This window comes from Paenibacillus sp. 01T443 (assembly GCF_056398325.1).
This window is the reverse complement of the sequence record NZ_JBFTPE010000012.1, coordinates 108,456-120,748: the sequence shown is the minus strand read 5'-3', so window position 1 is coordinate 120,748 and position 12,293 is coordinate 108,456. Positions and strand designations below refer to the sequence as shown.

The following is a 12,293-nucleotide window of genomic DNA, read 5'->3' as shown; positions in this document are numbered from 1 at the left end:
TTGAGTTGTAGGCCCCATAACGTTTATAATAATACGAGAATATTACAAAAGAAAAGGTGTCATTCATGAGCATATTAAACGTAGAACGACTAAGCCACGGCTTTGGAGATCGCGCGATCTTCAATGATGTATCCTTTCGCCTGCTGAAAGGCGAGCACATTGGGCTGATCGGCGCCAACGGCGAGGGCAAGTCCACTTTCATGAACATTATTACAGGAAAGCTCCAGCCGGATGACGGCAAGATTGAATGGTCCAAGCGCATGCGCGTCGGTTACCTGGATCAGCACGCGGTGCTGAGCAAAGGATCTACGATCCGCGACGTGCTTAAGGGAGCCTTCCAATACCTGTTCGACATGGAGCAGGAGATGAACGATATGTACGGCCGGATGGGCGATGTCACGCCGGAGGAGCTGGAAAAGCTGCTTGAGGACGTGGGAACTATCCAGGATACGCTGACGAATCAGGATTTTTATTTGATCGATGCGAAGATCGAAGAAACGGCGCGCGGCCTCGGACTTACCGATATTGGGCTGGACAAGGATGTTAATGATTTGAGCGGCGGACAGCGTACGAAGGTACTGCTGGCGAAGCTGCTGCTCGAGAAACCGGACATCCTGCTTCTGGATGAGCCTACGAACTATTTGGATGAACAGCATATCGAATGGCTGAAGCGTTACCTGCAGGAATACGAGAATGCCTTTATTCTCATCTCGCATGATATTCCGTTTCTGAACAGCGTAATCAACTTGATTTACCATATGGAAAATCAAGAGTTAAACCGCTATGTCGGCGACTACGAGTATTTCCAGCAGGTTCATGAAATGAAAAAGCAGCAGCTTGAATCCGCGTTTAAACGGCAGCAGCAGGAAATCGCTGATTTGAAGGACTTCGTTGCGCGCAACAAAGCCAGCGTGGCGACGCGGAACATGGCGATGTCCCGCCAGAAGAAGCTCGACAAGATGGAAGTTATCGAGATTGCGAAGGAAAAGCCGAAGCCGCAGTTCAACTTCAAGGACGGAAGAACGTCCGGCAAGCTGATTTTCGAGACGAAGGACCTTGTAATCGGCTACGACAGCCCGTTGTCGCGTCCGCTTGATCTCCGTATGGAACGCGGACAGAAGATCGCGCTCGTCGGCGCGAACGGTATCGGTAAAACGACGCTGCTGCGCAGTATTTTGGGCGAAATCCAAGCGATTTCAGGAACGGTTCAACGCGGTGAGCACCAGCAGGTCGGCTATTTCCAGCAGGAAATGAAAGAAACCAACTACAATACCTGTATTGAAGATGTGTGGAAGGAATTCCCGTCTTACTCTCAATTTGAAGTTCGCGCAGCGCTCGCAAAATGCGGTCTTACGACCAAGCATATTGAAAGCAAGATCGCGGTGCTCAGCGGCGGCGAGAAGGCGAAGGTTCGCCTTTGCAAGCTGATCAACAGCGAGACGAATCTTCTTGTGCTCGATGAGCCGACAAACCACTTGGACGTAGATGCGAAGGACGAGCTGAAGCGGGCCCTTAAAGCATACAAGGGCAGCATTCTGCTCATTTCTCATGAACCGGAATTTTACCGCGATGTCGTGACGGATACATGGAACTGTGAATCCTGGACCACGAAGGTATTTTAAACGTTTTATCAAAAACCTGTCTAATCGTTATGGATTAGGCAGGCTTTTTTTTAATAAAAGCAAGTGTACATTTTAATCAAATAGGATGTTTAGATTACACCGCGAAACGAGCTTTTACGCTTAGGACGTCGGCCGCCGCCGTTACGCTGTCCAATTTCTATGGCGTAACAAAATTTTATGGCCTAAGTAATTAACGGGAAAAATGACCCCTAATTTCTCTTCGCAGGTATGACCGTTTTGTTTAACGGGAATTACTCCATCTAATTTCAAGGTTACAGAGCAATTAGAGGCAATAAACGCTTATTAGCGGGAGTTATTCCAGTTAAACGATCAAATACAGTTGAATGAGCAGAATTAGCAGGAGTAATTCCTGTAAATAGCATTTGCTATAGACAGAACTATATTTTGATGGCCAAGAAAGGGCATGGTCTTTGGATGCGGGATGCAGCATGTCTGGTAATGAAGTAAAAATAGAGCAAATTGGGTGATATAAGATGACTAATCGCGATCAGCAAATTTACCGTTTTAGTGAGGCGCCGATTTGGGAGCTGCAGCGTACCTATTTTGAAGAGCAGGGAATTGAGGCTTGGCAGCGGGAGGAAGTGCCGCAATACATTACGAGCAATCCAATCATTGCGACGGCCTATGCGGAGATCATATTTGGATTTCTTCAGGATCGAGCGGCGCATGGGCATACGTCTGAGCCAGTAACGATTGTTGAACTCGGTGCGGGGTCAGGCCAGTTAGCATTTCATGTATTGAAGGAGCTTGCCCTGCTGATTGATTTTGCAGGGCTGAGTCTTCCGCCGTTTCGTTATGTGATGAGTGATCTACCGGTCAAAAATATAACCTATTGGCAGCAGCATCGCAGCTTAATGCCGTTTGTTCAGCAAGGCTTACTTGATTTTGCGCAGTTTGATGCGGTCAAGAATACTGAGCTGCATTTGACGGAATCCGGCATAACGATACGGCCGGGCGATTTGGAGCAGCCGCTGCTTATCGTCGCCAATTACTTTTTTGACAGCATCCCGCAGGAGCTGCTCTATGTCGATGAGAGCAAAATTTATGAATGCAGAGTATCCTTGCAGGTGGAGGAAGAAGATGCGGAGGAGAAGAACGGTCTGCTGACCGCTTCCGACAGGCTTGGAAAACTCGTGCCCGAATATCATTATCATCGAGCTGCCGAGTATGAGCAGGAATCGTATCCGTTCCGCGAGGTTATTGAGCTGTACAAGCAGAAGCTTGAGGATTCGCATATTCTTTTCCCGGTAATCGGGCTGACATGCTTGCAGCGGTTAGGGCAGCTTTCGCAAGCGGGATTCGCGCTGCTCACCGCGGACAAAGGCGACCACCGTCTGGAAAACTGGGAATTTGCCGAGCCGCCAAAGCTCATTCATCACGGAAGCTTTTCATTAACGGCGAACTACCATGCCATTCAGCATACCTTTGAGCAAAAGGGTGCTTTAGTCTCCTTCACGGAGCATCACTATAAAAACCTGAATGTGGGCTGCATCCTTATGCTGCAAAATCCGCGTAGCTTTGTCCAAACGCGCTTAGCTTACCACCGTTTTATCGGTCGTTTTGGGCCGGATGATTTTTTTAGCATGAAGCTTTGGTTTGACGAGCATGTGGAGTCGCTTGAGTTGTCCCAAATCTTAGCCTTTTGGCGGCTTGCGCGTTATGATTCCCAGCTATTCCTTCAAAGCGCCAAGCGTATTGACCATCTGCTCCCGGATAGCGGAGAGGAAGAAGCAGAGGATCTGCGTCAAGGCATACATGCGATGTGGATCGGCTATTATCCGTTAAATGAGCAGCAGGACTTGGCACTGGACTGCGCTATGCTGCTTTATCAGCTGGAGCTTTACGAGGATGGGCGAATCTTCTTTGAACGGTCGCTGGCCGATCATGAGGGGAATGCCGAAGTGTTCTACTGTATGGCAATTTGCTGCTATGAAACCGAGCAGGAGACGGCTGCATCGCATTATGCGCAGCTTGCTTTGAAGCTTGCTCCGGCGCATGAGGGAGCTGCATCGCTTCTAGCGCTTTTATCATGAAAAGTTAAGGCCAGCCTGGGATTGCTGCTGATGCGCGGCGATTGAAACCTATTCGCCATATCAAGCGTCAGAACAGATAAAGGAGGGAATGTTTTGAAAAAAGTGATGGTCATGCTCGTCGCGGTTTGCTTCATGCTGACAGGTTACATGGATCGAGAGAAGCATCTCACGTTAGAGCAACTGCAAGGCATATTTGAAAAACATGAAATTCCTTTATCTGCGGCGAAAGGCTTACATCCGGATAATGTATTTATTAAGACTTTAAATAAGGTAAAGCCTGAGGCTTTTATGATTAATGATGATCAATTGGTTAGTATTTATATCTACAATTCTAGTAACGGCGTGAAGAAAGCCATAAAGGATTTCGAGAACAAAACGGCCGCTGCAGACGTAGTCGCGCACAAGAAGTACCAGGTTGCGAATATTTTAATGATCTATGACGGGGTCGATGCAAAAGTGGATGAGGTAGTTCAAGAGATGAGAGCCCTCGTTGGCGACACGGACTGAGCTTGCGGTTCCGCGTACAGCGTCTCGAGCCGGCTAGGCTCCTAGCTTGCTTTGTACAGAAATGAATGAAAAGAAAATGGTGGTGCAGGAGCTATTCTGTACCGCCATTTTTCTTTTTTGCAAAAATTATTTAATATAAATCAAACCTATCATTCCTCCGCAGCGTTATCTCTACATGAATAGACAATAAAGGAGGAATTATTAATGCTTACACGATTTAAGAAACTGTTCTTGATTACTGCAATGTGCACGACAATCATTGCCGCTCCGCTTGGCACGGCGTCTGCGGAATCGTCGCCTGGGATCAAGTCCGATGCCGATACGGCATTTGAGCTTGGGCTGCTTATTGGAGACGGCCAGGGTGTGGATGCGGCATATTTAAGTAAATCGTCAACGCGCTTGCAAGCTGCGATTATCTCGCTCCGCCTGAATGGGAATTTGAAGGAAGCACTTGCCTATACTGGCAAACCTAATTTTTCCGACGCTGCACAGGTTAGCAAAGCCAATCAATCCGTTCTGGCTTACTTGAAGAGCAAACCAGAGCTAGGCTGGCAGGGAGCGGGCAACAATCGTTTTGAACCAAGCGCAGTGATCAGCTCTCAGCAATTTTACAAGGTGCTATTAGAGAATCTCGGTTATAAATCCGGATCAGACTTTACATACCAGCAATCGGAAACTTTCGCGGCCTCACATGGCTTGAAAGAGATTGCCGGCAAGTCGTCACTACTGAATTCACATCTAGCAACCTCTCTTGTCGAGGCGCTGTCTGCTGGAACGAAGGATGGCAAGTCGTTCTTTGATACGCTGCAAGCGAGCGGAGTCATTGCTTCCGGGTCTGCATTGCCGCAAGGCGAGCGTATTGGTCTTGGGCAAAACGACAAGCTCGGCCAGTATTTTACGGATAAAAACGGGCGCGCGCTCTATTTCTTCACGAAGGATGCGGAGAATGTTAATTCTTGTCTAGGAGATTGCTTGAAGAACTGGCCGATCTATTACGATGCCAATCTGCAAATACCGGCTTGGCTGAATAAAGCTGACTTCGCCGTTATTACTCGGACTGACGGCGCGAAGCAGTTAACGTATAAAAATTGGCCGCTCTATTATTTTGTAAAGGATAGCAAGCCTGGCGATGTAACCGGTGAGGGCGTAGGGGGAGTATGGTTTGCGGCGAAGTCGGATTACGCGATTATGCTTGGCACCTCGAAGGAAGCGGGCAACTATTTGACAGACGATTATGGCAGAGCACTTTATTATTTTGACAAGGATACATCTGGAAAAAGTGTTTGCGAAGGCGATTGTCTCGTCAATTGGCCTGCTTATTCATCATCAAGCGTTAGTGTCCCATCTACGATCAAAGGAAGCGAGATTGGAACCATTACCCGCTCGGATGGAAGCAAGCAAGCTTCATTCAAAGGGTTCCCGCTCTATTATTTTATAAAAGACAAAGCACATGGGGAATTGAATGGACAAGGTGTCAACGATGTCTGGTATATCGTAGATCCAGCCAAATTTGATGGAACGACTGCATCGAAACAGCCAGTCACACCGGCGGTTAAGACGTACAATATTGACATTAAAGAGTACTCCTTTGGCAAGGGAGCTCTTACCGTGGAAGCAGGCTCCAAGGTTGTCTTCACTAATTACGACGAAATGAAGCATAATGCGGTTGCTTTGGATGGCTCCTTCACCACGCCTTTGCTCGCTAAAGGCGAAACCTATACGGTAACTTTCGATAAGCCAGGCACTTATAATTATTTCTGCGAGCCGCACAAGTCTTTCATGACGGGTCAAATCATCGTAAAGTGAGCGTGAAGACATGCTAAAAATAACTTATGGATGTTTGACGCTAATCCTGCTTCTCCTCTTCTTATCGGGCTGCGGGGCTCAGGAGGCAAACGAAGCTGCTGCCCGAAATACAACGGATGTGTCAGCTGCTACCGCAAGCTCTGAAGCTGCTGATGAGAATGCGCATGATGATGGCCATGGGGCGGAAAGTGCGACTCCAATCGCTAGTCCAACGGATGTAGTCACCCCCGAGCAGGAGCCGGTTGAAACGGAAAAGCCGAAGGAGACGGAAAAGGTTGAAGCAACGCAGAAGCCGAAGCCGGCTGCAACGGAGAAAGCGACAGAAGCGACGCCGAAGGCTACTGCGGCTCAGCCTAAGCCAACACCTAAAACACCGGTCAAAACGGAGGTGCCGATAAAAGACAAGCCTTCCGACGCGGTAACCGTTCATACGGTTGAGATAACGAACTTCGCCTTCTCACCGGAAAAGCTCGAAATCTCGCAAGGCGATATCGTTACCTTTATCAATAAGGATGAAGTAAAACATTCTGCGACTGCTGATAATGGAGAATTCGATACGGAACTGCTCGCCCAGAATGAAAGCATGAAGGTTACCTTCTCAGACGCTGGCGAGTTCGGCTACTATTGTATTCCCCATCCTGGCATGAGAGGGTCCATCGTAGTGAAGGGGAAATAATTTATCTTTTATTAAAAAGATCAGGAGCAGCTGTTTATAGCTGCTCCTGTTCCTGATAACATAAAGAAAATAACGAGCCTGTTGTGGAGGCGCAAATTGATGCTTAATCTTACCGATCAAGAACTCATGCAGCTAATTAGAAACGGTAAAAATAAAGCGCTGTCCGTTCTTTATGACCGGTACGGCGCTTTGGTGTATTCTTTCGCAATCAAGGCAGTTCGGGATGAACCAACCGCAAGAGATATTTCACAGGCGGTATTTATGCGTTTATGGACGACAGAATCGGAATATGACCCGGATAAGGGACGGTTTACAAGCTGGCTCCTTACCATTACCCGCAATATAACGATGGACCATATTCGCAAACAAAGAAGAGACGCTTCCGGTCTTGTACAACTAACAGAGGAACGATTTAATGAATTGCCTGATCAATCGGGCCTGTCACCCGAGGAGCATGTTGTCCGGCATTCCTTGAGGGAACAGATTCAGCAGGCATGCAAGCATTTATCTAAATCACAGAAAACGCTGATCGAGCATTTTTATTGGCAGGGCTTTAGCTTAACAGAGCTGGCACAGCTGTATGATCAGCCGCTCGGAACGGTAAAAAACAGGCTTCATCAGACTTTAAAAATATTGCGAAGGCATCTTGCGGCTAAGGGGGATCTTTAAATGAATGACGACACATACAGCAGCGATTGCGATTTCATACTCGATTATCTTTCTGGTGCTTGCTCCGAAGAGCAAAAGAAAGCATTCGAACGTCATTTGACTTATTGTGATTCTTGCAGGCAAGAGCTGGCCGAATTGCAGATCGTATGGGAGGAGCTTCCCTTGGACATGGAACGAATCGAACCTCCAGAGGATTTGAAGAAGCAAATAATGGCTGCTGCCAAAGCAGCGCCTAAACGTCATAAAGCACGAAGTGTAAGAAAGCTATGGAAGCCAGCAATTGGCGCAGCAGCGGCAGCGCTAATTTTTGTCAGCGGCTCGTTATGGGATAATCCTTTCATTAAAAATAAGGATTCACAATTAGAAACCATCGAAAATGCTTTATTTGCTCCAGCATCCGAGATTGTACAGATTATGATGCTAAAGGCGGAAGCCACGGAGAAGGAGCATGCTTATGGCGTCGCATGCATCGTTGACAATGGAAAGAGCAAGCAGTTTGTCGTCTATGTGTTCGGAGCTGAGGAAACAAAAAACGAGGAAGCTTATCAGGTTTGGCTTCTCCGAGAAGGCATTCGAACGAGCGCAGGCACGTTCCGCGTTGACGAGAAAGGGGTAGGGCTGCTCGCGATGGGAATAGAGTCGGAACAATTAACCTTTGACAGCATTGGCATAACCCTGGAGCCTGATGCGAAGGGCGATCAGCCGCGCGGGACTAAAGCCTTCGGATCGGATACCGGTCCCTATTCGGTAAATACACTATAGCTTTAGAATGAATGAGCTGTCTCACAAGGTTATCGGCCTTGAAGGACAGCTTTTTTTATAATATAAGAAAGTATAAATTTTAACCTTATACAATGCTTATATTTCATCGCGAAACGAGCTTCTGCCGCTAAAGACGGCGTCAGCCGTTTACGCTTGTTTGCGCGCAATCCGTTAACTGAGCACCTGGTGCCGTAATACCCAATTCGATAGCTGCGGCGAGTTAAACTTGTAAGACCGGGAGCAAGGATAGGGGAGTTGCCGATTAAGCACGAGCAGAAGGACACGGTCCTTTCCTAAGAAAGCGTGGATCAACGCGGGGGCACCCCGTGAATACTGGACGTACGGCGAAAAAATGTCCCCCTGCAAGAGGGAGAATTGTACGTAAAAATGACCAATTGTACCTACACAACGGCACAAGGAGTGGATTATGATTGGCAACAAGAAAGCGCTACCACAGAAATAAGGGGAGGGATCGTTCTGCAGCTACAAACAACAAGAAAAGATCAACCGATTAAGAGCATTAATTCGCTCAAGAATGGGTATGGGAGGCAAGCGGCCAAGAGTTTGCGGTCGCATTGGCAGCTTTATTTGCTCGTCATCCCGCCGCTGCTGTTTTTCATAATTTTTAAATACTATCCGATGATTAATGCGGTTCTGGCATTTAAGGATTACAACGTTGTAAAGGGCATCTGGGGCAGTCCTTGGGTCGGATTTAAGTATTTTAGATTGTTTTTCGAGAATCCTATTTTCTTGACGTTGGTCAAAAACACGCTGCTGCTGAGCTTCTATCAGTTGGCGGCTGGTTTTCCGATTCCGATTCTGCTGGCACTCATGCTGAATGAGATCCGAAACGGCCGTTTCAAGCGTTTCATTCAGCTGGTCACGTTCGCCCCGTATTTCATTTCCACTGTCGTTATGGTGTCCATGATTATGCTGTTTTTGGCACCACGGCTTGGTTTTGTTAATATCGCGCTCCAATACTTCGGTTTTGAGCCGGTCAACTTCTTGGGGGAGCCGGACATGTTCCGTTCGATTTATGTATGGTCGGACATTTGGCAGACGGCCGGATATGCTGCGGTTATCTACCTTGCTGCTCTCGCTGGCATAGACCCGACGCTGTATGAGGCAGCGAAAGTGGACGGAGCGTCGCGCTTTCAGAAAATATGGCATGTCGATTTGCCCGGAATCCTTCCGACTGTAACCATCATCCTGATTTTGAACGTGGGCAACATCATGTCGATCGGCTTCGAGAAGATTTATCTGCTGCAAAACTCGCTGAATCTGCCATCGTCAGAGGTCATCGCCACTTACGTGTATGGCATAGGCCTGTTGAATGCAAATTACAGCTTTGCCACGGCAGTCGGCTTGTTGAATTCCGTAATCAATCTCATTCTTCTGGTTGCGGTGAACAGCTTCGCAAAACGCATATCGAATAATAGCATCTGGTAAGTAAGGGGGAATTGTATATGGCTATTTCATCGACGGTACCCAAAAGCAAAATACGGGAGTCGGCCAGCGACAGAATTTTAATTTCTGTGATCTACGTTATTTTGAGCCTCGTGCTCGTTGCCGTTTTGTATCCGCTTATCTACATTGTCAGCAGCTCGATTAGCAGTCCGGCAGCTGTCGTATCTGGAAAAGTTTGGCTTTGGCCGGTAGACATTTCGTTTCAGGGCTTTCAAACGATATTGAAAACACCTCTAATTATGACCGGTTACGGAAATTCCTTGTTATACATGTCGGTGGGAACGATCATCAGCGTAACGCTGACGGTTATGCTGGCTTATCCGCTTTCAAGAAAAACGTTTTTTGGCCGAAAGGGCATCTTGATGATGGTCATGTTTACGATGCTGTTCAGCGGAGGACTCATTCCGACTTATCTTGTCGTTAAGGAGATGGGAATGATCGATTCCCGCCTGGCATTGCTCATTCCGAACGCGATCTGGGTATGGCAGGTCATCATTGCGCGATCCTTCTTCCAATCCACGATTCCAAGCGAGCTGGTCGAAGCGAGCGAGATTGACGGGTGCAGCGATTGGCGTTTTCTAGGCAGCGTTGTGATTCCATTATCAAAGCCAATTTTGGCTGTACTTATTCTGATGTACGCCGTTGGACAATGGAATTCGTATTTCGACGCACTTATCTATTTGAAATCCGATAAGCTATTTCCGCTGCAGCTTGTGCTCAGGAGTATTATCATTCAGAACAACAGCGCGGGAGCCATGGATCTTAGCGTACAGATACAAAGGGCTCAGCTGGCGGAGCTGCTCAAATATTCGTTGATCGTCGTGGCTACGCTGCCGGTTCTGATCATCTATCCGTTCGTGCAGCGCTATTTCGTTCAGGGTATGCTGGTCGGCTCTGTCAAAGGCTGATGCCGGCGTTTCCGAGTAATCGGAAAAAGGAGGTGGGGACTATGTAAGCGTTAGCGAAGAAAGTTCAATCTTCTATGCTGTAAGCCTGAAGGAAGCAGCTACACAATAACTGTTAATATGCAAAGGGGAGCAAAAAAAAATGAAAAAGATTAGCTGGAGTTTGATGTCGCTCATTCTCATACTGGTCATGGTACTTTCTGCCTGCTCGAGTAATAATGGAAAATCCGGTTCGGATAATGTGCCGCCGGAGGGCAACGAGTCCGGATCGACAACGGATACCCCGTCGAAACCGGTGGATATCAGCGTGTTTGCTGTGCAGGAGCAAGGCATAGACCTGCCTACCAACAAGTACACGAAGCATGTAGAAGACATGTTCAAAATTAAATTCAATTTTGAATTGGTTCCTTCGGACGGCGCGAAAGAGAAACGCCAGATTTCTCTCGCGAGCGGTGATTATCCAGATGCGTATATTCTGACTCATTATATCGATCAGTTTTCACAAGCTGACTTGTTGAAATTCGGGAAGCAAGGTGTCATCGTTCCGTTGAACGATCTCATTGATAAGTATGCGCCGAATATCAAAGCCGCCATGGAGTCCAATTCGGATCTGAAGACGCTGAATACGGCTCCGGACGGCAATATTTACGGTCTGGTGGCGTATACGCAGTGCTTCCACTGCTCTTATCCGAGCAAAATGTGGATTAACACGGGATGGCTGGATAAGTTGAATCTCGAAATGCCGAAAACGCCAGAGGAATTCAAAAATGTCCTGAAAGCGTTTAAAACGCAGGATCCGAACGGTAACGGGAAAGCGGATGAAGTGGCGCTGAGCGGTTCGACGGAGGAATTCGGCGTTCGCGTCCTGCCGTTCCTTATGAACGGATTTGTATATAATGACGACAGAAACTATTTGAATATGGCAAACAACAAGGTTGAATCCGCGGCAATCAAACCGGAATGGAAAGAGGGCCTCGCCTACGCCAAGTCGCTGTACGACGAAGGGTTGATCGATCCGGGCGCGTTTACGCAAAACGCTGAGGCGTTCAAGAAAATCGGCGAGAATGCGGATGCTGAAATTTTGGGTGCAGGCGCAGGCATGCATCCGGCAATCTTCATCGATTTGGCCGGTCCGCGTTCTGCCAACTATAATCCGGTACCTCCGCTTCAAGGGCCGAAAGGTGCATTCGCTACGCATGACAACGGCGGCGTTTCTCCAGGCGGGAAGTTTGTCATTACGAACAAAGCAAGTGAAGAGGCACAGATCGCTCTGATCAAGCTTGCGGACTATATGTATACGGCAGAAGGCCAAACCAACGCAGGGTCCGGCATGAAGGGCATCGATTGGGAAGATCCGGCGCCAGGCGACAAAGCTCTCGGTGAAGGCGTTGAGCCTATGGTGAAAACGATTCCAGGCGTTGAAGGCGAAGAGCCGCGAAACGCAGGCTGGTCCGGTATGGGTCACTTCTATATGCCTAAGGAGTACCGGGACAGCTGGGTACAAGGAACGGACATTCTCGATCCGTCTAACTACGAGCGCAGGCTTTACGAAGCGACGTTGCTGTACGAAGGCAGCGAACCGAAGGAGCTGTTCCCGCTCTGGTCGATCTGGGTTGATCCGGCGCAAATCGATGAGATGAGCATGCTGCAAACGAACATCCGCAATTATATCGAGCAAAGCTCGCTTCAATTCGTAACGGGCAACAAGGATTTGGAAAAAGACTGGGATAGCTACGTTCAAGGCTTGAAAAACCTGAAGCTCGACCGCTACCTTGAAATTTTGCAAGCTGCCTACGACGCGTCGTTGAAATCTTAAAAGAATATA

At 47.9% G+C, this 12,293-nt stretch carries 10 protein-coding genes; all 10 read left to right on the top strand.

Annotated features, from left to right (window positions below; genetic code table 11):
* The first annotated feature begins 65 nt into the window (after nucleotides 1–65).
* The 10 genes from AC1DLI_RS22910 (at nucleotide 66) to AC1DLI_RS22865 (ending at nucleotide 12,284) form a co-directional block, all read left to right on the top strand.
* Nucleotides 66–1,622 carry an ABC-F family ATP-binding cassette domain-containing protein gene (locus tag AC1DLI_RS22910; RefSeq protein ID WP_477606772.1) on the top strand — a complete coding sequence of 519 codons (1,557 nt, stop codon included), beginning with the start codon at nucleotides 66–68 and terminating at the stop codon, nucleotides 1,620–1,622.
* 494 nt (nucleotides 1,623–2,116) lie between these two features.
* Nucleotides 2,117–3,676, top strand: coding sequence for an SAM-dependent methyltransferase (locus AC1DLI_RS22905; protein ID WP_477606770.1), 1,560 nt, complete (start codon nucleotides 2,117–2,119; stop codon nucleotides 3,674–3,676).
* A gap of 102 nt (nucleotides 3,677–3,778) precedes the next feature.
* Entirely contained in the window at nucleotides 3,779–4,183 is a 405-nt protein-coding gene (locus AC1DLI_RS22900; RefSeq protein ID WP_477606859.1) for a hypothetical protein, read from the top strand.
* A 204-nt stretch (nucleotides 4,184–4,387) separates the two neighbouring features.
* Nucleotides 4,388–5,989, top strand: coding sequence for a plastocyanin/azurin family copper-binding protein (locus tag AC1DLI_RS22895; RefSeq protein ID WP_477606768.1), 1,602 nt, complete (start codon nucleotides 4,388–4,390; stop codon nucleotides 5,987–5,989).
* Between the two features lie 10 nt (nucleotides 5,990–5,999).
* Nucleotides 6,000–6,665: a plastocyanin/azurin family copper-binding protein gene (locus AC1DLI_RS22890; RefSeq protein ID WP_477606766.1), complete on the top strand. Its 666-nt coding sequence runs from the start codon at nucleotides 6,000–6,002 to the stop codon at nucleotides 6,663–6,665.
* 99 nt (nucleotides 6,666–6,764) lie between these two features.
* Entirely contained in the window at nucleotides 6,765–7,334 is a 570-nt protein-coding gene (locus AC1DLI_RS22885; protein ID WP_477606764.1) for an RNA polymerase sigma factor, read from the top strand.
* Nucleotides 7,335–8,096, top strand: a complete 762-nt coding sequence (locus AC1DLI_RS22880) for an anti-sigma factor (RefSeq protein ID WP_477606762.1) — start codon at nucleotides 7,335–7,337, stop codon at nucleotides 8,094–8,096. It begins immediately after the preceding gene.
* A 387-nt stretch (nucleotides 8,097–8,483) separates the two neighbouring features.
* On the top strand, nucleotides 8,484–9,545 hold the full coding sequence (locus AC1DLI_RS22875) for an ABC transporter permease (RefSeq protein ID WP_477606759.1): 1,062 nt from the start codon (nucleotides 8,484–8,486) through the stop codon (nucleotides 9,543–9,545).
* 17 nt (nucleotides 9,546–9,562) lie between these two features.
* Entirely contained in the window at nucleotides 9,563–10,471 is a 909-nt protein-coding gene (locus AC1DLI_RS22870) for a carbohydrate ABC transporter permease (RefSeq protein WP_477606757.1), read from the top strand.
* 139 nt (nucleotides 10,472–10,610) lie between these two features.
* Nucleotides 10,611–12,284 carry an extracellular solute-binding protein gene (locus AC1DLI_RS22865; RefSeq protein WP_477606755.1) on the top strand — a complete coding sequence of 558 codons (1,674 nt, stop codon included), beginning with the start codon at nucleotides 10,611–10,613 and terminating at the stop codon, nucleotides 12,282–12,284.
* Nucleotides 12,285–12,293 lie beyond the last annotated feature (9 nt).